Source organism: Streptomyces sp. NPDC015131 (assembly GCF_043079975.1).
Taxonomy (GTDB): domain Bacteria; phylum Actinomycetota; class Actinomycetes; order Streptomycetales; family Streptomycetaceae; genus Streptomyces.
This window is the reverse complement of sequence record NZ_JBIBVB010000004.1, coordinates 760892-783258: the sequence shown is the minus strand read 5'-3', so window position 1 is coordinate 783258 and position 22367 is coordinate 760892. Positions and strand designations below refer to the sequence as shown.

The following is a 22367-nucleotide window of genomic DNA, read 5'->3' as shown; positions in this document are numbered from 1 at the left end:
TCCTTGTTCCTCCTAGCGTGGGTCCGGGCTCAGCCTATCGACCTCCGGCCCGGCGCCCGAACCGCGCCACCTGCCGAAACCCTCCGGCGGGTACGGAACGTAGGCTGGACGCCATGCGAAACCGGCCGATCCCCGGCAGTTCCGGCCGCGTACGAGCCATGACCCTGCTCGGCGACCCGGTCCTGCACAGCCCCTGCGAGCCCGTCACCGACTTCGGCCCGTCCCTGTCCCGGCTCGTCGAGGACATGTTCGCCACGATGTACGCCGCCGAGGGCGTCGGGCTCGCGGCCAATCAGGTCGGCGTCGGCGCCCGGGTCTTCGTCTACGACTGCCCCGACGACGAGGACGTCCGCCACCTGGGCCACATCGTCAACCCCCGCCTGGTGGAGGCCGACGGCATCACGGTGCGCGGCCCCGAGGGCTGCCTGTCCCTGCCGGGCATCGAGGCCGGCACCGAGCGCTTCGACCGCGCGGTGGTGGAGGGCGTCGACCGGCTGGGCGCCCCGGTGCGCGTCGAGGGCACCGGCTTCTTCGCCCGCTGCCTCCAGCACGAGTGCGACCACCTGGACGGCACGGTCTACACCGACCGGCTCACCGGCCTGCGCCGCTCCCGGGCGCTGCGGGCGGCCCGGCGCGCCCCGTGGGCGAAGGGCTCCTGACGGCTCCCCGCGCCTGACCGCTCCTCGCACCAGACCGCACGCAAGCCCGGCGGCTCCGCCGCGTACGGGCTCCGCCCGCGTACCGCCCCGGCGGTCAGGCGTCCCGGCCGCTCTCCTTGTCGGCGACCCGCTCCAGCCGGCCCCACAGCAGGTCGGCCAGCGAGTCGACCAACTCGGCGCGCGAGCAGGGGCGTTCGCCGAGCCACCAGTCGCCCGCGGCGTGCATCATGCCGACGATGCCATGGCCCCACACCCGGGCCAGGACCTCGCTGCCGGGGCCGAGGTCGACGCGCTCGGCGATGAACCGGGCCAGCTCCTCGCCCATGCGGCGCAGCACCGGCGCCGAGTGGCGGCCGGTGTCGAAGCCCTGGCCGGTGCCGGTGTCCTCCGAGGGGTGCATCAGGAAGCGGTACACCTGGGGGCGGGCCTCGATGGCGGCCAGGTAGGTGTCGAGCGTGGCCTCGACCTGGCGCCGCCGGTCCGCGGGCGCGTCCAGCGCCGCCTGGAGGGCGGACAGCAGCGCGTCCGTGTGGCGCTTGGCGAGCGCCCGGTAGAGGCCGCCCTTGTCGCCGAAGTGCCGGTAGAGGATCGGCTTGGTGATGCCCGCCTCGGCGGCGATGGCGTTCATCGACGCCTGCGGCCCGTCGCGGAGGACCACGCGGTCGGCGGCCTCGAGCAGTTCGCGTCGCCGCTGGTCGGCCGACCGCTGCTGGTCGGTCCGGTGTGTGGTCTCCATAGCGTGTCTCCCCGCCCTTGCGATGTCCTCACAGACCCGCGCAACGTAACACCCACCCCGGCACGGCCGCTGGTTGACAGCGGCTACTTGCCGGTAACAGACTGCGGTTACCGCAAGTAACACGCCGGGAGGGAACATGGCCGAGTTCACCTTTGAACTCAACGACGACCAGAAGCAGGTCCGTGACTGGCTGCACGGTTTCGCCGAGGACGTGATCCGCCCGGCCGCCTCCGAGTGGGACGAGCGGGAGGAGACCCCCTGGCCCGTCATCCAGGAGGCCGCCAAGGTCGGCATCTACTCCCTCGACTTCTACGCCCAGCAGTTCTTCGACCCCACCGGCCTCGGCATCCCGATGACGATGGAGGAGCTGTTCTGGGGCGACGCCGGCATCGCCCTGTCCATCGTCGGCACCGGCCTCGCCGCCGTCGGCGTCCTCGCCAACGGCACCGAGGAGCAGATCGGCACCTGGATACCCCAGATGTACGGCACGCCCGACGACGTGAAGGTCGCCGCCTTCTGCTCCTCGGAGCCCGACGCCGGCTCCGACGTCGCCGCCATGCGCACCCGCGCGGTCTACGACGAGGCCACCGGCGAGTGGGTGCTCGACGGCACCAAGACCTGGGCCACCAACGGCGGCATCGCCAACGTCCACGTCGTCGTGGCCGTCGTCGACCCGGAACTCGGCTCCAAGGGACACGCCTCGTTCATCGTGCCGCCGGGCACCCGCGGCCTGTCCCAGGGGCAGAAGTTCAAGAAGCACGGCATCCGCGCCTCCCACACCGCCGAGGTCGTCCTCGACGGCGTCCGCGTCCCCGGCTCCTGCCTCCTCGGCGGCAAGGAGAAGCTCGACGAGCGGCTCGCCCGCGCCCGGGAGAAGGCCCGCAAGGGGACCGAGCGCGTCAAGAACGCCGCCATGGCCACCTTCGAGGCGTCCCGCCCGGCCGTCGGCGCCATGGCGGTCGGCACCGCCCGCGCCGCGTACGAGGTCGCCCTCGACTACGCGAAGACCCGCGTCCAGTTCGGCCGGCCCATCATCGACAACCAGGGCGTCGCCTTCCAGCTCGCCGACATGCGCACCCGGATCGACGCGGCCCGGCTGCTGGTGTGGCGGGCCTCCTGGATGGCCACCACCGGCAAGCCGTTCACCGCCGCCGAGGGCTCGATGTCCAAGCTGTACGCCAGCGAGGTCGCCAAGCAGGTCACGGCCCAGGCCGTCCAGATCCTCGGCGGCAACGGCTTCACCCGCGAGTACCCGGTGGAGCGGATGCACCGCGACGCCGCGATCTACACCATCTTCGAGGGCACGAGCGAGATCCAGCGCCTGGTCATCGCCCGCACCCTCTCCGGAATGCCGATCCGCTGACCCTCCCGGACGCGGACCGGTGGTGGCGGGGCGCCTCCCCCGTGTGAGGCGCCCCGCCGGTATCCGGGGCGTACCGGGGCTCACTTCACCGAGCCCGCCATCACGCCCTGCACGAAGTGCCGCTGGAAGGCGAAGAACACCACCACCGGCACGATCAGCGACAGGAAGGCGCCGGGCGCCAGCACGTCGATGTTGCTGCCGAACTGCCGCACCTGCGACTGGAGTTCCACCGTCAGCGGCTGCGAGGAGCTGTCGGCGAACAGCAGCGCCACCAGCATGTCGTTCCACACCCACAGGAACTGGAAGATCGCCAGGCTGGCGATCGCCGGGCGGCCCACCGGCAGTACCAGCCGGGTGAAGATCCGCCACTCGCCGCCGCCGTCCATCCGGGCGGCCTCCAGCATCTCGCGCGGGATGTCCGCGAAGTAGTTGCGCAGCAGGAAGATCGCGAACGGCAGCCCGTACGCCACATGGAACAGCACCACGCCCGGGATCGTGCCGAACAGGCCCAGCTGCCCGAAGAGTTTGGCCACCGGCAGCAGACCCACCTGCACGGGCACCACCAGGAGCGCCACCACCATCAGGAAGATCCAGTCCCGGCCGGGGAACTCCAGCCAGGCGAAGGCGTATCCGGCCAGCGCGGCCACCACCACCACGAGCACCGTGGTGGGCACCGCGATCAGCACGGTGTTCCAGAACGCCCGGGTGATCCCCGCGTTGCCCAGCAGCGCCGTGTAGTTGTCCAGCGAGAGCTGTCCCGGGGCGGCGAGCGCCGTCCACCAGCCGCTCGCCGCGTTGTCGCCGGCCGAGCGCAGCGAGGACAGCAGCAGCCCGGCGACCGGGGTGATCCACACCAGGCCCACCACCGCGAGGAACGCCTGGACCAGGCCGCTGCCCAGCCACCGGCGCAGCCGGCCGCCCCGGGGCCGGGCCGGCGCGGGCCGCCCGGGCGGGGGAGGGGCGGGCCGCTTCGACGGAGGTGCGGAGAGGGTCGCGCTCATGACTGGCTCCTGCGGAAGCGGCGGACGTTGAACACCATGGCGGGGATCACGAGCAGCAGGAGCAGCACACCGAGCGCGCTGCCGAGCCCCTGGTCGTTGCCGCCGCCGAAGGAGACGAGCCACATCTGGGTGGCGAGGACGGTGGCGTCCTCCTGCACCGGGCCCGGGGCGATGATGTAGATGAGGTCGAAGACCTTCATCACATTGATCACCAGCGTGACGAAGACGACCGTCAGCACCGGGGCCAGCAGCGGCACGGTGATCCTGCGGAACACCTGCCACTCGTTCGCCCCGTCCATCCGGGCCGCCTCCAGCGCGTCCCGCGGCAGCGACGACAGGCCCGCCCCGATCAGCACCATGGCGAAACCGGTCCAGATCCACAGGTACGCGCCGATGATCGCCGGGGTGACCAGTGCCGGGCCCAGCCAGGAGATCCCCTCGTACGGCGGGGCGAAGTTCGCCGCGGGCAGCCGCACCGTGTACGCGCCCTCCGCGAGGTCCGGGAAGCGGAAGGAGCCGTCGGCCGCCGTGGTGGCGGTGGCGACCGTCCGGCCGTCCCGCACCGCCTCGACCGCCATCCCCGGCAGACCGCGCTCGGCCGGGTCGACCACCCCGGGCCGGCCCCCGCCGCCGGGGGTGAAGTCCAGGTAGACCACCCCGCCCAGCTCGTCCGCGCCGGGCTTCACCGGCGCGGCGGGCTCCGCCCCGGCCGGCACCTCCTTGGGCGGCACGCCCACGAGACCGAGGGTGACGGCACTGCCCGGCGCGACCGGCGAGGCCGTGCCGTACGACCCGTCGCCGGCCTTCTCCAGGCCCTGGCCCTCCCGGGCCCGGGCGGCCGGGTAGGACGACGACTCCTCGAAGGCGCCGTGCACCCCGACGACCGCCGCGTTGAGCACGCCCTTGTCGGGGTCCTCCTCGTAGGCGAGCCGGAAGATGATGCCCGCCGCCAGGAAGGAGACGGCCATCGGCATGAACAGCAGCAGCTTGAACGCGGTGGCCCAGCGGACCTTCTCCACCAGCACGGCCAGGATCAGGCCGAGGCCGGTGAGCAGGGTCGGGGCGACGACCACCCAGATGGCGCTGTTGCGGATGGCGGTGAGGGTGGCCGGGTCGCGGAACATCTCCGCGTAGTTCTCCCCGCCGACGAACCGGGTCCCGGCCGCGTCGAAGAAGCTCCGGCCGACGGAGAACACCACCGGGTAGACGACCAGCGCGCCGAGGAGCAGCAGCGCCGGCAGGACGAAGACGAGGGCGACGGTCCGCCGGCGGCGCTGGGCGCGCCGCCGGGGACCCGCCGCCCCCGCCGGGGCGGGAGCGGTGAGGGTGGTCATCGGCCGTCAGCCCTTGTACGCCTTGGCCGCGGCGGCCTCCAGGGCCGCCGCGGTCGCCGCCGGCTTCGACGGGTCGCGCAGGAAGTCCTGGAGCAGCTTCCACTCGCCGGTGCCCTTGGTGCCGCCGAAGGAGGCCGGGGCCTGGTCCGACATGTCGAAGCGCACCGCGTCACCGGCGTCGATCAGCGACCGCGCGGTCGCGCGCAGGGTGTCGTCGCCGTACGCGGCGAGGTCCAGCTTCTTGTTGGGGGAGAGGAAGCCGCCCGCCTCCGCCCAGACGGCCGCCGCCTCGGGGGTCGCCAGGTACTCCAGGAACGCCGTCGCGGCCTTCCGGTTCTTGCCGTCCTTGAGGGCCACGGCCGCGTCGCCGCCGCTGACCACGGGCGCCTTGCCGCCCGCGACCGCGGGGAAGGGGAAGAACCGGGCGTCCTTGCCGATCGTGCGGCCGAACTGGTCCTTGGCGATGCCGGCGACGAAGTCGCCCTCGTACACCATCGCGGCCTCGGGCTCGGGCCCGAAGACCTTCTCCACCGAGCCGGGGAAGTCGGTGCCGAGCGCGCCCTTCTGGCCGCCGGCGATCAGCTCGGCGTCCGAGAAGAGCGTCCCGAGGGTGGTCAGGGCCTTCACCACGCTGGGGTCGGTCCACGGGATCTCGTGCCTGGCGAGCCGGTCGTACTTCTCCGGGCCGGCCTGGGAGAGGTAGATGTTCTCGAACCAGTCGGTGAGGGTCCAGCCGTCCTCGCCGGCCACCGCGAACGCCGGGAGCCCGGAGTCGGAGACCGTTCTGCCCGCCTTCAGCAGGTCCTCGTACGACTTCGGCGGCTCCACGCCCGCCTGCTCGAACGCCTCCGGGCTGTACCAGACGGTCGACTTGTGGGCCGCCTTGAAGTACAGACCGTACGGCTTGCCGCCGACCGATCCGTACTCCTTCCAGACCGGCGCGAAGTTCGCGTCGAGCGCGCTCACGGTCTTCCCGGACAGCGGTGCGAGCCAGCCCTTGGCGGCGAACTGCTGGAGCACACCGACCTGGGGGACCATCACCACGTCCGGGGCGTTGCCGCCCTCGATCTTGCTGCCGACCACGGTGGAGACGTTGTCCCCGGTCGAGGTGAAGCGGGTGGTGGCACCGGTCTTCTCGGTGAACGCGTCCAGCACCTTCTGGAAGTTCTTCTGCTCGGCCCCGGACCACACCCCGGCCACATTGAGGGTCTGGCCGCTCAGCGGCTTGTCGCCGCCGCCCGCGCTCACCGGGCCGCCGCCGCAGGCGGTCGCCCCGAGGGCCAGGGCAAGCGCCGAACAGCAGGCCATCGCCGTACGTCGTCGCGTCGTCATCGTGTTACCTCCGGGGTGGTGTGGTCACCGGTCCACCAGGCGGCGGTGGATCCGGGCAGGACGCCGGCCGGGCAGGGGCCGCTGGACAGCAGGGGGGCGCCGGAGACCGGCGCGGGCACCGGGTCGGCGGTGAAGTTGACGGCGCAGACGAGGCCGTCGCCGCGCTCGAAGGCCAGCACCCCGGGCGGCGACTCCCGCCAGCGCAGTGTGCCCTCGCCCAACTGGGGCAGCCCGCGCCGCAGTTGGAGGCCGTCGCGGTACAGGTGCCAGAACGAGCGGGTGTCGGCGAGCGCCCGGTCGGTGGCGTGTTCGGCGAACCAGCCGGGCTGCGGCAGCCACGGCTTGGCGCTCTCGGCGCCGGTGCTGAAGCCGAACGGGGACGCGTGCCCCGACCAGGGCAGCGGGACGCGGCAGCCGTCCCGGATGCGGGCCCGGCTGCCGGTGCGCCGGAAGATCGGGTCGGTGAGCACCTCGTCCGGCAGGTCCACGACCTCCGGCAGGCCCAGCTCCTCGCCCTGGTAGATGTACGCCGCGCCGGGCAGCGCCAGCATCAGCAGGGCCGCGGCGCGGGCGCGGGCGGCGCCCAGTCCGCTGCCCCCGGTGCCGGACTCGCCGTACCGGGTGACGGTGCGCACCTGGTCGTGGTTGTTGAGCACCCAGGTGACGGTGGAGCCGGTGCCCGCGATGTCCCGGACGGCCTCGTCGATCACCGTACGGAAGGTCCCGGCGTCCCAGGGCGCGCTCAGCAGGTCGAAGAAGAACGCCTGGTGCAGCTCGTCGGGGCGGACGTACTTGGCGTGCTCGCGGGCGGTGGGGACGGAGACCTCGCCGACCAGCAGCCGCTCGCGGCCGTCGCGGGCGGTGTACTCCTCGCACACCGCGCGCCAGTGCCGCCACACGTCGTGCACCTCGGGCTGGTTCCACGCGAGCGGGTTGACCGAGTCGCGGGTGCGGGCGTCGGCGCCGGGGTCGGGGGAGTCCGGCAGGTCGGGGTGCTTGAACAGCCCGGCGGCGACGTCGATGCGGAAGCCGTCGACGCCCCGGTCCAGCCAGAACCGCAGGACGTGCTCGAAGTGCGCGGGCACCTCGGGGTTGCGCCAGTTCAGGTCGGGCTGGTCGGGCGTGAACATGTGCAGGTACCACTGGCCCGGGGTGCCGTCCCGCTCGGTCACCCGGCTCCAGGCCGGGCCGCCGAACATGGCGTGCCAGTTGTTGGGCGGCACGTCGCCGCCCGGGCCGCGGCCCTCGGCGAAGTGGAACCGGGCGCGGGCCTCGCTGCCGGGGGCGGAGGCGAGCGCCTCGCGGAACCAGGCGTGCTCGCTGGAGCAGTGGTTGGGGACGATGTCCAGCAGCACCTTGATCCCGAGCCGGTGGGCGTCCGCGACCACCCGGCCGAACTCGTCGAGGTCGCCGAAGACGGGGTCCACGTCGCAGTAGTCCGCGACGTCGTAGCCGTGGTCGGCCTGGGGCGACGGGTAGAAGGGGCTCAGCCAGACGCCGTCGACGCCGAGCTTCTTGAGGTACGGCAGCCCGGCGCGGACGCCGGCGAGGTCGCCGATCCCGTCGCCGGTGCTGTCCAGGAAGCTGCGGACGTAGACCTGGTAGATCACCGCGTCGCGCCACCAGGGGTGGGCGGACGGGTGCCGGAGGTGCTGCGAGAGGCCGTCGCCGGCCGGAGCTGTGAGCATCACCCGTTGACCTGTTTCTTCGTGAAGGGGTGCACGCCACCAGAGCGGGTAGCGGTTATGCATGCATGTTAAGTACGCGTGACGAGAGGGTGTCAACGGTGGTGCGGAAAACAGCGGGAGTTCGCGGCTTATGTCCCGATATGCAGCGCGCCGACGTCAGCTGACGTTACCTAACAAGTAACTATGACGGAGGGGGAAGGGGCGCGTGGGACGGAGGAGTCAGCGGCGGCGGGCGATGGCCGCGAGCTCGCCGGCCAGCCGGCGCACGGCCGCCTCGGGCGTCTGGCGCTGCGCCAGCGCGTCCTGCATCACGGCCTGCACGGCCAGGCTGACCTGCTCGTAGTGCGGGCTCTTGGGGCGCGGGGCCGCCGCCAGCACACTCGCCCGCAGCGCGGGCAGGTACGGGAAGCGCCGCACCAGCGCCGGGTCCCCGTACAGGGCCGCCCGCACCGGCGGCAGCGCCCCCTCGGACAGCACCCGGCGCTGCACCGGCTCGCTGGTGAGGTACGCGATCAGGTCCCGCGCCGACTCCGGGTGCCGGGCATGGCTGCTCACCGCCAGGTTCGACCCGCCCAGCACACTGGTGCCCGGCCCGCCCGGCCCCGGCAGCGGCACCGCGCCGAATTTCCCCGCGACCCGGGAGTCCGGGCCGGACGCGCCCGCCCAGGCGTACGGCCAGTTCCGCAGGAACAGCAGCCGCCCCTCCTGGAAGGCCCGCCGCGACTCCTCCTCGGTGTAGGACATCGCCTCCCGGGGGATCCAGCCGTCCCGCACGCCGCGCGCCAGGAAGCCCACGCCCGAGCGGGCCGCGGCCGAGTCCACCGTGACCCGCTCGCCCTCGTCGCCCAGGATCGACCCGCCCGCCGAGTACACCGCCTCGGCCGCGTTCACCGTCAGGCCCTCGTACGGCAGGAACTGGCCCGCGTACCCCCCGACACCGGCCGGGGGCGCGAGCGTCCGCGCCTGCCGCTCCAGCTCCGCCCAGGTGCGCGGCGGCCGCTCGCCCGCCCGGTCGAGAATGTCCTTGCGGTAGAAGAGCATCCCCGCGTTGGTGACGTAGGGGACGGCATACAGCCGCCCGTCGTACGTCGCCGTGTCCACCACCGGCGGCAGGAAGCTGTCCAACGGGAAACGCCGCCGGTCCACCGGGGCGATCCACCCGGCGGCGGCGAACTCCGACGTCCACGCCACATCGATGTTCAGCACGTCGAACCGGCCCGCACCCGACCGCAGGTCCGTGATCATCTGCGACCGCGTCTCGTCCGCCGAGTCCGGCAGCTCCACCAGCGTGACCTTCTCGCCCGGATGTGCGCGGTTCCAGCCGTCCAGCACCCGGCCCAGATACCCGGTGAGGTCACCGGCGGTCGCCAGCGTCATCGGGCCCCGCCCGTCCCCGGGCGCACCGCCCGCGGGACCGGCACCGGACGCCGCGTAACCGGTCAGGACGACCATGGCGACCAGGAGCCCCCTACCCGCGGCACGTATCCACCGCATAGGTTCCTCCCAGTGCACCCGGCGCGAGACATCGGCGTCCGCGTCTCGGGCATGTATACCCGTTAGGCATGGGCGATACTAGAGCCCACATCACACCGGGAGCAGGCGGAGGAGGACAGCACGGGTGCGCCTTCCCCTCCTCGCCCTCCTGGCCCGGGGCCCCGCCCACGGCTACGAGCTCAAGCAGGACCTTGAGCAACTGCTGGGCGCCGCGTACCCTCCCACCAACGTCGGCCAGATCTATGTGACACTCGGCCGGCTGGAGAAGTCCGGACTCATCGAGGGCGAGGAGATCGCCCAGGAGAGCCGGCCCAACAAGAAGATCTACCGCCTCACCGACGCCGGGCAGGAGGCACTGCGCGCCTGGTTCGAGGAGACGGCCGACGAACCGAGGGTCCGGGACGAGTTCTTCATGAAACTCGCCCTCGCCCCCCGCACCGGGCTCGCCGACCAGATCGCCCTCATCAACCGACAGCGACGCGAGTACCTCAACACCATGCGCAACCTCTCCAAGCTGGCCGCGACCGAAGACCGGGACAACCGCATATCGCACCTGCTGATCGAGGGCGCCATGCTCCACCTCCAGGCCGACCTCGACTGGCTGGAGCGCTGCCAGGAGGAACTGGAGGACCTGCGGTGAGCGACACCTCCATACCCGGACCCCTGCTGCTGGCCGAGGGCCTGGTCAAGACCCACCACGGCGAGGGCGCCCCCGCCCACGCCGTACGCGGCGTCGACCTCTCCGTACGGCACGGCGAATTCGTCGCCGTCACCGGGCCCTCCGGCGCCGGCAAGTCCACCCTCCTGCACCTGCTGGGCGGCCTCCAGCGCCCCGACGCCGGCTCCCTCGTCCTCGACGGCGAACGCACCGACTCCTGGGGCGAGGCCCGCTGGGCCGTCGAACGGCGCCGCCGCATCGGCATCGTCTTCCAGTTCTTCAACCTCGTCTCCAACCTCACCGTCGCCGACAACGTCGAACTCCCCGCCCTCCTCGCCGGCACCCCAGCCCGGCAGGCCCGCGCCGCACGCGAGGAACTCCTCGCCGAACTCGGCCTGGACGCCAAGGCCCGCAGCATGCCCGGCGAGCTGTCCGGCGGCGAGCAGCAGCGCGTCGCCCTGGCCCGCGCCCTGGTCAACCACCCCCGGCTGCTCCTCGCCGACGAACCGGCCGGCAGCCTCGACAGCAAGGGCACCCGCGAGGTCATGCGGCTCCTCAGCCGCTTCCACCAGCGCGGCCAGACCATCGTCCTCGTCACCCACGACGCCCGGCTCGCCAGCTCCGCCGACCGCGTCATCAGCTTCTTCGACGGCCGCGTCGCCGACGACGCCGAACTGGGGGCCGCGCCCGCGCGCCGCACCCGCCCCTCCCATGTCGTCGAGCTGAACGAACTGAAGGACTGACCCGCGATGCGGGCCATGCTGCGCTGGACGCACGCCGATCTGCGGACCCACCGGGGCGAGGCGCTCTTCCTCGTCGCCGCCACCGCCGGGATCGTCGCGTCGCTGCTCCTGGCCACCGCCCTCTTCGGCTACGCCACCAACCCCTGGCAGCGGGTCTTCACCCAGTCCCGGGGCGCCCACGTCTGGCTCCACACCGGGCCCACCGCCGACACCGGCCGCCTCGCGGCCCTCGACGGGGTCGCCGGCCTCGCCGGCCCCCACCGCACCGCCACCACCACCGCCGCCTCACCCGGCGCCCGCGCCGGCGTGGAACTGCGCGCCACCGGCGCCGCACCCCCCGCCACCGGCCGCCCCCAGCTCACCGCCGGCCGCTGGCTCGACCCCGCCACCCCCGACGGCGTCGTCCTCGAAGCCGGCCTCGCCCGCGCCCTGTGGGCCGAACCCGGCGACCGGCTCACCGTCGCCGGGCGCACCCTCACCGTCCTCGGCGTCGCCGAGACCGCCGAACGCCGCTACCGCCCCGGCGAGCGCCCCGGCACCGTCTGGGCCCTGCCCCGCGCCGTCCCCGAGGACCGCACCGCCGGCCAGGTTGTCGGACTGCGGCTCACCGACCCCGGCGCCACCGACTACACCGTCCAGCGCGCCGTCACCGCGCTCGGCGCCGGCGCCGTCCACGACGTCTCCACCTGGCAGCAGGCCCGCGCCGATGCCCAGGGCGACACCCGGCTGCTCGGCCAGGTCCTCGGCCTCTTCGGGCTCGGCGCCCTCCTCGCCGCCGCCCTCGCCGTCTTCGGCGCCATCGCCACCCGGGTGCGCGGCCACCTCCGCGACATCTCCGTCCTCAAGGCCGTCGGCTTCACCCCCGGCCAGGTCGTCCGGGTCTTCCTCGTCCAGCACCTGGCGTTCGCCGTGCTCGGCGCCGCCCTGGCCGTCGCCCTCGTCCGCGCCCTCGGCGGGCGCCTGCCCGGCCGCCTCGGCGACGCCGTCCAGGTCTGGCAGGGCCTGCCCGGCCACTACCCCGCCCTGCTGCTCGTCCCCGCCGCCGCCGTCCTGTTCATCGGCGCCGCCACCGGGCTCGCCGCCTGGCGGGCCGGCCGCGTCCCGCCCGTACCCGCCCTGCCCCCGGCCGCGACCCCCGGCGGCGGCCTGTCCGGCGCGGCGCGCAAGGCCCTCGCCCTCCGCGTCCCGCCCGCCCTCGTCCTCGGCTGGCACCGCGCCTTCGGACGCGGCCGGCGCGCCCCGGCCACCCTGGTCCGCCTCGCCCTGCCGCTCCTGCTGATCACCGTCGCCCTCGGCGCCTGGACCACCATCGAGCGCTTCGACAGCCGCCCCGAACAGGTGGGCCTCGCCGCCGCGCTCACCGCCCGTCCCGGCACCGCGCTCACCGACCGCGAGGCCACCGCCCTGCTGCGCGCCCACCCCGACGTCACCGCCGCCCACCCCGGACTGGAGGTCGCCGCCCTCGTCCCCGGCCAGACCGGCACCATCGCGCTCCGCGGCCTCGGCACCCGCGAGCGGCCCTACCCCTACTCCGTCGCCGAGGGCCGCGCCGCCCGCGGCCCCGACGAGGCCGTCGCCGGACAGGGCCTGCTCGACCTCCTCGGCGCCCGCGTCGGCGACTGGGTGCGCCTGACCGTCGGCGGCCACCCGCAGGTGCTGCACCTCGTCGGCCGGAGCATCGAACCGGAGAACGGCGGCCGCGTTGTCTCCACCTCGCTCGACACCCTCCGCGAGAACGACCCGGGGCTGCGCCCCAGCCTCTACCAGCTCCAGCTGCGCCCCGGGGCCGACCCCGCGGCGGTGGGCGCCGCGCTCACCGAAGCCTCCGCCGGCCGGCTCGACGTCCACGAGGTCACCGGCCCCGCCGACCGCCTCTCCGCCCTGCGGGGCGTCGTCGCCGGACTGATCGCCGTCCTCGCCCTGATCGGCCTCACCGAGCTGTCCACCGCCATCGGCGGCACCGTCCGCGACGGCGAACGGGACCTGCTCGCCCTCAAGGCCATCGGTCTGTCCCCGCGCCAGATCACCACCGTCACGGTCACCGCCGTCGGCTGCACCGCGCTGGCCGCCGCCCTCGCCGGCACCGCGCTCGGCGTCCCCGTCGCCCACTGGCTGGTCGACCACGAGGCCCACGCCACCGGCATCGGCGCCGGCGTCGCCCACGCCCCGCCGCCGCTCGTGCTGCTGGCGCTGCCGGCCGCGGCGGTCGCCGGAGCGGTGGCCCTCGCCGTGCTCCCCGCCGCCCGCGCCACCCGCAGGCGCCTCGCGGACACCCTCGCCTCGGTGGCCTGACCGGGCGCGGGGAGCCCCGCCGCGTACCCCGGCGTCAGGCCGCCGGCAGCTCCGCCTCGATCGCCGCGACCAGCTCGGCCGCCTCCGGCTCCGTACGCGGGCGGAAGCGGGTGACCGCGCCCGAGGGGGAGACCAGGAACTTCTCGAAGTTCCACTGGACGTCCCCGGCCTCGCCGTCCGCGTCCGCCGTCCGCGTCAGCTCCTGGTACAGCGGGTGCCGGCCCGCGCCGTTGACGTCGGTCTTCTCCAGCATCGGGAAGGTCACGCCGTACGTCGCCGAGCAGAAGGTGCCGATCTCCTCGGCCGTGCCCGGCTCCTGCCCGCCGAACTGGTTGCACGGCACGCCCAGCACCGTGAAGCCCCGGTCGCCGTAGGTCTTCTGGAGCCTTTCCAGGCCCTCGTACTGCGGGGTGAGACCGCACTTCGACGCGACGTTGACCACCAGCACCGCCTTGCCCGCGTACGCGGCCAGGCTGGTGGGGTCGCCGGTCAGGGTGCGCAGCGGGATGTCGTACAGGGACATGCCAGAACTCCTCTTCGAAAGGGCGGGGGTGCGACGGGTCGATCAGATCACACCGGCCTGGTAGACAGGCAAGCATGCACCAGGACGTCTCTCTGCCCGGGGCCGCCGACGAGGAGGCCGGCCCGCCGTTGGTGCGGTGCCGGATGTGCGGACGCCCGCTGACCGGCACCGCCTCCCGCCGCACCGGGCTCGGCCCGGCCTGCGACGCCAAGCTCCACCCCGCCGGGCCCGCCGTCCGCACCCGGCGCCACGAGGTGGAGCAGGACGCGCTGCCCGGCCTGTAGGCCCGGGCCGGGGCGCGGCCACCGGCGCGCTCAGAGCTTTCAGAGCTTGCGGAACAGCCCCTCCTGCACCACCGACACCAGCAGCCTGCCCTCCCGGTCGTAGATCCGGCCGCGCGCCAGCCCCCGGCCGCCCGTGGCGATGGGGGACTCCTGGTCGTACAGGAACCACTCGTCGGCCCGGAACGGCCGGTGGAACCACATCGCGTGGTCCAGCGACGCCATGTCGAACCCGCGCGGCCCCCACAGCGGCTCGACGGGAATGCGGACCGCGTCCAGCAGGGTCATGTCGGAGGCGTACGTCAGGGCGCAGGTGTGCACCAGCGGGTCGTCGCCCAGCGGGCCGACCGCCCGCATCCACACCGCGCTGCGCGGATCGGCGCCCCCGACCTCCTCCGCCGACCAGCGCAGCCGGTCGGTGTACCGGATGTCGAACGGCATCCGCCTGGCCATCCGCTCCATCGCCTCCGGCAGCGCGCCCAGGTGCTCCCGCACCTCGTCCGCCACCGACGGCAGGTCCTCCGGGGGCGGGAAGTCCGAGCGCGGCGGCAGCTGGTGCTCGAAGCCCGCCTCCTCCGGCCGGTGGAACGACGCCGTCAGATTGAAGATGGTCTTCCCGCGCTGGACGGCGGTCACCCGCCGGGTGGTGAACGACCGTCCGTCCCGCACCCGTTCCACCTGGTACACGATCGGCAGGCCGGGGACGCCGGGCCGCAGGAAGTAGGCGTGCAGCGAGTGCACCGGCCGGTCGCCGTCCGTGGTGCGCCCGGCCGCCACGAGCGCCTGGCCGGCGACCTGGCCGCCGAAGACCCGTTGCAGGGACTCCTCGGGGCTCGCGCCCCGGAAGATGTTGACCTCGATCTGCTCCAGGTCGAGCAGATCCACCAGTCTCTCGGCGGGGTTCGTCATCCGCGTTCCTCTCCGGTCGGAGTTCCGGTCAGAGCTGGCCGACGTCGGTGACGCGGACCACCGCGCGGCCCTCCTCGTCCGAGGCCGCCAGGTCCACCTCCGCGCCGATGCCCCAGTCATGGTCGCCGTTCGGGTCGGCGAAGGTCTGCCGGACCCGCCACAGCCCGTGCACCGGGTCCTCCTCGATCGACAACAGCTTCGGGCCGCGCGCGTCCGGGCCGGTGCCCAGGTCGTCGTACTCCTCCCAGTACGCGTCCATCGCCTCCGCCCACCGCTCCTCGTCCCACCCGGAGTCGCCGTCCATCTCGCCCAGCTCCGCGAGGTGGTCGAGCGCCGCCAGCTCCACCCGGCGGAACATCGCGTTGCGCACCAGCACCCGGAAGGCGCGGGCGTTGGCCGTGACCGGCTTGACCTGGTCGGCCTTCTCCTGCGCCTCCTCGGCGGTCTCCACCTCCGGGTTCGCCAGCTGCTCCCACTCGTCCAGCAGCGAGGAGTCCACCTGCCGCACCATCTCGCCCAGCCAGGCGATCAGGTCCTCCAGGTCGTCCGTCTTCAGGTCGTCGGGGATGGTGTGGTCCAGCGCCTTGTACGCCGACGCCAGGTACCGCAGCACGATGCCCTCGGTGCGCGCCAGCTCGTAGAAGGACGTGAACTCCGTGAAGGTCAGGGCCCGTTCGTACATGTCCCGGATCACCGACTTCGGCGATACCGGGTGGTCGCCGACCCACGGGTGGGACTTCCGGTACGTGTGGTACCCGTGCCAGAGCAGCTCCTCCAGCGGCTTCGGGTACGAGATGTCCTGGAGCCGCTCCATCCGCTCCTCGTACTCGACGCCGTCCGCCTTCATCGCGCCGACCGCCTCGCCGCGCGCCTTGTTCTGCTGGGCGGCGAGAATCTGGCGCGGGTCGTCCAGCGTCGACTCGACGACCGACACCATGTCCAGGGCGTACGAGGGCGACTCCGGGTCCAGCAGGTCGAAGGCGGCCAGCGCGAAGGTGGACAGCGGCTGGTTGAGCGCGAAGTCCTGCTGGAGGTCGACGGTGAGCCGGATCGTGCGGCCCTCGGCGTCCGGGGTGTCCAGCTGCTCAACCACCCCGCCGTCCAGCAGCGAGCGGTAGATCGCGATGGCGCGGCGGATGTGGCGGAGCTGGTTCCTGCGCGGCTCGTGGTTGTCCTCCAGCAGCCGGCGCATCGCCGCGAAGGCGTCGCCGGGCCGGGCGATCACCGACAGCAGCATGGTGTGGGTGACCCGGAAGCGCGAGGTCAGCGGCTCGGGCTCGGAGGCGATCAGCTTCTCGAAGGTGTTCTCCGTCCAGCCGACGAAGCCCTCCGGGGCCTTCTTGCGCACCACCTTGCGCCGCTTCTTGGGGTCATCGCCGGCCTTGGCGAGGGCCTTCTCGTTCTCGATGACGTGCTCGGGCGCCTGGGCGACGACGAACCCGGCCGTGTCGAAGCCCGCGCGCCCCGCCCGGCCCGCGATCTGGTGGAACTCCCGCGCCCGCAGGGTCCGCACCCGGCTGCCGTCGTACTTGGTGAGCGCGGTGAACAGCACCGTGCGAATGGGGACGTTCACGCCGACACCCAGCGTGTCCGTCCCGCAGATCACCTTCAGCAGGCCCGCCTGCGCCAGCTTCTCCACCAGGCGCCGGTACTTGGGCAGCATGCCCGCGTGGTGCACACCGATGCCGTGCCGCACGTACCGGGACAGGTTCTTGCCGAAGGTGGTGGTGAAGCGGAAGTTGCCGATCAGCTCGGCGATCCGGTCCTTCTCCTCGCGCGAGCACATGTTGATGCTCATCAGCGACTGCGCCCGCTCCACCGCCTGCGCCTGGGTGAAGTGGACGATGTAGACCGGAGCCTGCTTGGTCTCCAGCAGCTCGGTCAGCGTCTCGGTGATGGGCGTGAGCCGGTACTCGTACGACAGCGGGACCGGCCGGGTCGCCGAGCGGACCACCGAGGTGGGGCGGCCGGTGCGGCGCGTGAGGTCCTTCTCGAACATCGAGACGTCGCCGAGCGTCGCCGACATCAGCACGAACTGCGCCTGCGGCAGCTCCAGCAGCGGGATCTGCCAGGCCCAGCCGCGGTCCGGCTCGGCGTAGAAGTGGAACTCGTCCATCACGACCTGGCCGATGTCCGCGTCCTTGCCGTCACGCAGCGCGATCGACGCCAGCACCTCGGCCGTGCAGCAGATCACCGGCGCGTCGGCGTTCACCGACGCGTCGCCGGTGAGCATGCCCACGTTCTCGGTGCCGAAGATCTTGCACAGGTCGAAGAACTTCTCCGACACCAGCGCCTTGATCGGCGCGGTGTAGAAGGTGACCTGGTCGTTGGCCAGGGCGGTGAAGTGCGCCCCCGCCGCCACCAGCGACTTCCCGGAGCCGGTCGGGGTGGAGAGGATCACGTTCGCCCCCGACACCACCTCGATCAGCGCCTCCTCCTGGGCCGGGTACAGGGTGATGCCCCGCTCCTCGGCCCATGACGAGAAGGCCTCGAAGAGGGCATCGGGGTCGGCGTCCGGCGGCAGCTGATCGATAAGGGTCACGCCCCCATCTTGCCTGCCCGGCGTCCGGAAGCGGGAACCGGCCGCCGGGACGAAGATCAACGACGGTAGGCTGTCGTGTCGACCGGGGTGCGCGGCCCGGGTGCGCGGCGGGGGTACCGGGCGCGGGACGAGGGCGACGGGCGGGGACACGCACATGATGGGACCGGCACACTCACTCTCCGGTGCCGCGGCGTGGCTGGGGGTGGGCGCCGCGACCGCGGCGGCGGGACATCCGATGCCCTGGCCGGTGCTCGTGGTGGGCGCCCTGATCTGCGCGGGTGCGGCGCTCGCACCCGACCTCGACCACAAGTCGGCGACCATCTCGCGGGCCTTCGGGCCGATATCGCGCACGCTCTGCGGCATCGTCGACAAGCTCTCGTACGCCGTCTACAAGGCCACCAAGACCCGGGCGGACGCCCGCCGCAGCGGCGGCCACCGCACGCTCACCCATACCTGGGTGTGGGCCGTGCTGTGCGGGGCGGGGGCGTCCGCGCTGGCGATAACCGGCGGCCGGTGGGCGGTCCTCGGCATCCTCTTCGTGCACCTGGTGCTGGCGGTGGAGGGGCTGCTGTGGCGGGCGGCACGGGTCTCCAGCGACGTCCTGGTGTGGCTGCTGGGCGCCACCAGCGCGTGGATCCTGGCGGGCGTGCTGGACAAGCCCGGGAACGGCGCGGACTGGCTGTTCACCGCGCCGGGGCAGGAGTACCTGTGGCTGGGGCTGCCGATCGTGCTCGGCGCGCTGGTCCACGACATCGGCGACGCCCTGACCGTCTCCGGCTGCCCGATCCTGTGGCCCATCCCCATCGCGGGCAAGCGCTGGTACCCGCTCGGCCCGCCGGCCGTGATGCGCTTCCGGGCGGGCAGCTGGGTGGAGCTCAAGGTGCTGATGCCGGTCTTCATGCTGCTGGGCGGCGTGGGCGGGGCCGCGGCGCTGGGTTTCCTCTGAGCGTCCCGTTCGGGTGAACCGGTCGCGAACCGACTCCGCGGAACTTCATGATCCGCTTTATTCCGATCATGGATTCCACTGACCTGACACGTCGTCAGTTCGCTGCGCGCACCGGCGCCGCCGCGGCCGTGACCGCCCTGCCCGCCACCGCCCTCCCGGCGTCCCCCGCCGCCGCGGCCCCCGTCACCGCCTCGCCCGCGCCGCCCCGGCCCACCGCCGACCGGGAGACCTGCCTCGCCGTCGCCCGCGCCCTGCTCGTCCTCGGCGACGACAACCGGCCCCTGGTCCCGGAGTACCGCAGGATCCTCCTCGGCGGCGGCCTCCCCAGAAGCTCCACCGCCCGCAAGAAGGTGCTGGTCCTCGGCGCCGGACCGGCCGGCATGGTCGCGGCCCACCTGCTCCGCGAGGCCGGCCACGACGTCACCGTCATCGAGGCCAACGGCAACCGGGCCGGCGGCCGCATCAAGACCTTCCGCACCGGCGGCCACGAGAACGCCGACCAGCCGTTCGCCGACCCCAAGCAGTACGCCGAGGCCGGCGCCATGCGCATCCCCGGCAGCCACCCGCTGGTCATCGGCCTGATCGACCGCCTGGGCATCACCCGCCGGCCCTTCCACTACGTCGACGTCGACCCCTCCGGCGCACCCCGCCACCGCACCTGGATCCGCGTCAACGGCATCCGGGCCCGCCGCGCCGACTACGCCAGGGACCCCCGCGCCATCAACCGCTCCTTCGGCGTCCCGGCCGCCCTGGAGAACGTCCCCGCCGCCGAGATCGTGCGCCGCGCCCTCGACCCCGTACGCGACGAGTACAGCACCCGGCGCCCCGACGGCACCCGCGTCGACAAGCCCATGCCCCAGCTGCTCGAAGGCTGGGCCCGGGTGATCCAGCGGTTCGGCGACTGGTCCATGCACCGCTTCCTCACCGAGCACGCCAAGCTCGACGAACGCACCGTGGACCTCATCGGCACCCTGGAGAACATGACCTCCAGGCTGCCGCTGTCCTTCCTGCACAGCTTCATCAGCCAGTCCCTCATCAGCCCCGGCACCGCGTTCTACGAACTCGACGGCGGCACCGCCGTCCTCGCCGACGCGCTCCTCGACCGGATCCGCGGCGACATCCGCTTCGACCGGCGCGTCACCCGCGTCCACACCGGCGACGGCGGCGTCACCGTGGACACCGTCTCCGAAGGACGCGGCGGCCCGGTGGTGCGCGAACGGTTCACCGGCGACACGGCCATCGTCACCATCCCCTTCTCCGGCCTCCGGCACGTCCAGATCTCACCCCCGCTGTCCTACGCCAAGCGCCGCGCCCTCACCGAGGTCCACTACGACAGCGCCACCAAGGTGCTCCTCGAATTCAGCCGCCGCTGGTGGGAGTTCGGCGAGGACGACTGGCGCCGCGAACTCGACGCCATGGAACCCGGCCTCTACGACCGCTACCGCAAGGGCCAGGTGCCGCCGGACGGACGGCACCTCGGCCGGCACCCCTCCGTGCCCCCGGGCCACCTCACCGAGAACCAGCGCACCCACTACGCCGCCCACGCCTGGGTCTCGCGCGAGCAGCCCGAGGCGGCGGAGGTCATCGGCGGCGGCTCGGTCACCGACAACCCCAACCGGTTCATGTTCCAGCCCTCCCACCCGGTCCCCGGCAGCCCCGGCGGAGTCGTCCTCGCCTCCTACAGCTGGGCCGACGACGCCCGCCGCTGGGACGCCTACGACGACGAGGCCCGCTACGCCCTCGCCCTGCGCGGGATGCAGGAGGTGTACGGGCAGCGGCTGGAGGTCTTCTTCACCGGCGCCGGCCGCACCCAGAGCTGGCAGCGTGACCCGTACGCGTACGGCGAGGCGTCCGTCCTGCTGCCGGGCCAGCACACCGAGATCCTCCTCGACATGCGCACCCGCGAGGGCCGGCTCCACTTCGCGGGCTGCCACACCTCGGTCAAACCCGCCTGGATCGAGGGCGCCCTGGAATCGGCGGTGCGCACGGCGCTGGAGGTCCACACCGGCTGACGCCCCGGCCCGCCGGCCCCGTGGTGCCGGTCCCCGCCCCCCGGTGTGCGGGGGCGGGGGCGGGGGCCGGTCAGCCGTGCCAGGAGCGCCAGAGGGCGGCGTACGGGCCGTCCGCGGCCACCAGGGCGTCGTGGCTGCCGAGTTCGGTGATCCGGCCGCCCTCGACGACCGCGATCACATCGGCGTCGTGGGCGGTGTGCAGCCGGTGCGCGATGGCCACCACCGTGCGGCCCTCCAGCACCCGGGCGAGCGAGCGCTCCAGATGCCGGGCGGCCCGCGGGTCCAGCAGCGACGTCGCCTCGTCGAGGACCAGGGTGTGCGGGTCGGCCAGCACCAGCCGGGCCAGCGCGACCTGCTGGGCCTGCGCCGGGGTCAGCCCCACGCCGCCCGAACCGACCTCGGTGTCCAGCCCGGCGTCCAGCGCCCGCGCCCACCCGTCCGCGTCGACCGCCCCGAGGGCCGCCCACAGCTCGGCGTCCCCGGCACCCTCCCGGGCCAGCCGCAGATTGTCGCGCAGCGAGCCGACGAAGACATGGTGCTCCTGGTTGACCAGCGCCACATGCTCCCGCACCCGCTCAGCGGGCATCGCCGACAGCTCCGCACCCCCCAGGGCGATCCGGCCCGCCCGCGGCGCGTAGATCCCCGCCAGCAGCCGGCCCAGCGTCGACTTGCCCGCACCGGACGGGCCGACCAGCGCCACCCGCGTCCCCGGCGGCACGTCCACCGACACCCCGTGCAGCACGTCCACGCCCTCCCGGTAGCCGAACCGCACCTCCCGCGCCGTCACGTCCCGCCCCTCCGGGCGGACCGCGTCGTCCCCGGCCTCCGGCTCGATGTCCCGCACACCGACCAGCCGTGCCAGCGACACCTGCGCCACCTGGAGCTCGTCGTACCAGCGCAGGACGATCCCGACCGGGTCCACCAGCATCTGCGCCAGCAGCGCGCCTGTCGTCAACTGGCCCACGTCCATCCAGCCGTTGAGCACGAACACCCCGCCGATCACCAGTACCGCCGCCAGCACGGTGGTGTGCGTGACGTTGACGACCGGGAACAGCACCGAACGCAGGAACAGCGTGTAACGCTCCCACGCCGTCCACTCCTTGATCCGCCGGTCCGACAGGGCGGTCCGCCGGGCGCCCAGCCGGTGCGCCTCGACCGTCCGGCCCGCGTCGACCGTCTCGGCCAGGGCGGCGGACACCGCCGCGTACCCCGCGGCCTCCGAGCGGTACGCCGCCGGCGCCCGCCGGAAGTACCACCGGCAGCCCACCACCAGCAGCGGCGCGGCCACCAGGACCGCGAGCGCCAGCGGCGGCGCGGTCACGGTGAGCCCGCCCACCAGCAGCCCGGCCCACACCACGCCCACCGCGAGCTGCGGCACCGCCTCCCGCATCGCCTCGGCCAGCCGGTCGACGTCGGTGGTGATCCGGGACAGCAGGTCACCCGTGCCGGCCCGCTCCAGCACACCGGGCGGCAGCGCCACCGACCGTACGAGGAAGTCCTCGCGCAGATCGGCCAGCATCTCCTCGCCCAGCATCGCGCCGCGCAGCCGCACCATCCGCACGAACACCGTCTGCACCACCAGCGCCACCGCGAACGCCCCGACCACATACGGAAGATGGAGGTCCCGACTGCCCGAGGCGAGCCGGTCCACCACCGAACCGAGCAGGTACGGCCCCACCATCGAGGCGACGACCGCCACCGCGTTCACGGTGACGAGCACCGCGAAGGCGGCCCGGTGGCGGCGCAGCAGCGCGGTCACATACGCCCGGACGGTCGCGGCGGTGCCCACCGGCAGGGTGGTGGCCGTCTCCGGCGCCGCCGGGTCGTACTCCGGGGGCGCCACGCCGGTCACGG

The 22367-nt window shown here is 73.5% G+C and carries 18 protein-coding genes; 8 read left to right on the top strand and 10 right to left on the bottom strand.

Translation table 11 applies throughout. The features are described from left to right. Positions 1–113 precede the first annotated feature (113 nt). A complete protein-coding gene (def, locus tag ACF08D_RS19590) occupies positions 114–659 on the top strand; it encodes a peptide deformylase (protein ID WP_392223968.1) in 546 nt (181 codons plus the stop codon). 94 nt (positions 660–753) lie between these two features. Here def and ACF08D_RS19585 read toward each other — a convergent pair whose 3' ends face one another. Continuing rightward, positions 754–1395, bottom strand: a complete 642-nt coding sequence (locus ACF08D_RS19585; RefSeq protein ID WP_392223967.1) for a TetR family transcriptional regulator — start codon at positions 1393–1395, stop codon at positions 754–756. Positions 1396–1531: 136 nt separating this feature from the next. On the opposite strand from ACF08D_RS19585, the gene ACF08D_RS19580 reads away from it, so the two are divergent. Then, entirely contained in the window at positions 1532–2758 is a 1227-nt protein-coding gene (locus ACF08D_RS19580; protein WP_392223966.1) for an acyl-CoA dehydrogenase family protein, read from the top strand. An 80-nt stretch (positions 2759–2838) separates the two neighbouring features. Here ACF08D_RS19580 and ACF08D_RS19575 read toward each other — a convergent pair whose 3' ends face one another. The 5 genes from ACF08D_RS19575 to ACF08D_RS19555 form a co-directional block, all read right to left on the bottom strand. Beyond that, positions 2839–3759, bottom strand: a complete 921-nt coding sequence (locus ACF08D_RS19575; protein WP_392223965.1) for a carbohydrate ABC transporter permease — start codon at positions 3757–3759, stop codon at positions 2839–2841. Beyond that, a complete protein-coding gene (locus ACF08D_RS19570; RefSeq protein WP_392223964.1) occupies positions 3756–5093 on the bottom strand; it encodes a carbohydrate ABC transporter permease in 1338 nt (445 codons plus the stop codon). The genes ACF08D_RS19575 and ACF08D_RS19570 overlap by 4 nt, the downstream gene beginning before the upstream one ends. 6 nt (positions 5094–5099) lie before the next feature. Continuing rightward, positions 5100–6425: an ABC transporter substrate-binding protein gene (locus ACF08D_RS19565; protein ID WP_392223963.1), complete on the bottom strand. Its 1326-nt coding sequence runs from the start codon at positions 6423–6425 to the stop codon at positions 5100–5102. Beyond that, positions 6422–8113, bottom strand: a complete 1692-nt coding sequence (locus ACF08D_RS19560) for a glycoside hydrolase family 13 protein (protein WP_392223962.1) — start codon at positions 8111–8113, stop codon at positions 6422–6424. Before ACF08D_RS19560 ends, ACF08D_RS19565 begins: the two co-directional genes overlap by 4 nt. Positions 8114–8332: 219 nt before the next feature. Continuing rightward, positions 8333–9607 (bottom strand): ABC transporter substrate-binding protein, encoded by a 1275-nt coding sequence (locus ACF08D_RS19555; RefSeq protein ID WP_392223961.1) that lies wholly within the window; start codon positions 9605–9607, stop codon positions 8333–8335. A 124-nt stretch (positions 9608–9731) separates the two neighbouring features. Between ACF08D_RS19555 and ACF08D_RS19550 the strand changes: the two genes are divergently transcribed. The 3 genes from ACF08D_RS19550 to ACF08D_RS19540 are packed head-to-tail and all read left to right on the top strand — an operon-like array spanning position 9732 to position 13300. Beyond that, on the top strand, positions 9732–10247 hold the full coding sequence (locus ACF08D_RS19550) for a PadR family transcriptional regulator (protein WP_064067144.1): 516 nt from the start codon (positions 9732–9734) through the stop codon (positions 10245–10247). Further along, positions 10244–11008, top strand: a complete 765-nt coding sequence (locus ACF08D_RS19545; protein ID WP_392223960.1) for an ABC transporter ATP-binding protein — start codon at positions 10244–10246, stop codon at positions 11006–11008. Before ACF08D_RS19550 ends, ACF08D_RS19545 begins: the two co-directional genes overlap by 4 nt. Before the next feature lie 6 nt (positions 11009–11014). Further along, positions 11015–13300, top strand: coding sequence for an FtsX-like permease family protein (locus ACF08D_RS19540; RefSeq protein ID WP_392223959.1), 2286 nt, complete (start codon positions 11015–11017; stop codon positions 13298–13300). Positions 13301–13334: 34 nt separating this feature from the next. On the opposite strand, the gene ACF08D_RS19535 is transcribed toward ACF08D_RS19540, so the two are convergent. Continuing rightward, positions 13335–13823 (bottom strand): glutathione peroxidase, encoded by a 489-nt coding sequence (locus tag ACF08D_RS19535; RefSeq protein WP_392223958.1) that lies wholly within the window; start codon positions 13821–13823, stop codon positions 13335–13337. 74 nt (positions 13824–13897) lie between these two features. Between ACF08D_RS19535 and ACF08D_RS19530 the strand changes: the two genes are divergently transcribed. Continuing rightward, the gene (locus ACF08D_RS19530; protein WP_392223957.1) at positions 13898–14107 is read left to right on the top strand and encodes a DUF6011 domain-containing protein; all 210 of its coding nucleotides are present in this window, start codon (positions 13898–13900) and stop codon (positions 14105–14107) included. A gap of 39 nt (positions 14108–14146) precedes the next feature. Here the strand turns inward: ACF08D_RS19530 and ACF08D_RS19525 are convergent, their stop codons facing one another. Both ACF08D_RS19525 and ACF08D_RS19520 read right to left on the bottom strand, forming a co-directional pair. After that, entirely contained in the window at positions 14147–15013 is an 867-nt protein-coding gene (locus tag ACF08D_RS19525; protein ID WP_392223956.1) for an acyl-CoA thioesterase, read from the bottom strand. A 28-nt stretch (positions 15014–15041) separates the two neighbouring features. Further along, positions 15042–17615, bottom strand: coding sequence for a DEAD/DEAH box helicase (locus tag ACF08D_RS19520; protein WP_392223955.1), 2574 nt, complete (start codon positions 17613–17615; stop codon positions 15042–15044). Between the two features lie 94 nt (positions 17616–17709). Here ACF08D_RS19520 and ACF08D_RS19515 point away from each other — a divergent pair, with 94 nt between their 5' ends. Then, complete coding sequence (locus ACF08D_RS19515; protein WP_392223954.1) at positions 17710–18501, top strand: metal-dependent hydrolase; 792 nt, start codon at positions 17710–17712, stop codon at positions 18499–18501. A gap of 68 nt (positions 18502–18569) precedes the next feature. Then, positions 18570–20513, top strand: a complete 1944-nt coding sequence (locus tag ACF08D_RS19510) for a flavin monoamine oxidase family protein (protein WP_392223953.1) — start codon at positions 18570–18572, stop codon at positions 20511–20513. A gap of 70 nt (positions 20514–20583) precedes the next feature. Here ACF08D_RS19510 and ACF08D_RS19505 read toward each other — a convergent pair whose 3' ends face one another. Beyond that, positions 20584–22365, bottom strand: coding sequence for an ABC transporter ATP-binding protein (locus tag ACF08D_RS19505; RefSeq protein WP_392224106.1), 1782 nt, complete (start codon positions 22363–22365; stop codon positions 20584–20586). Positions 22366–22367 lie beyond the last annotated feature (2 nt).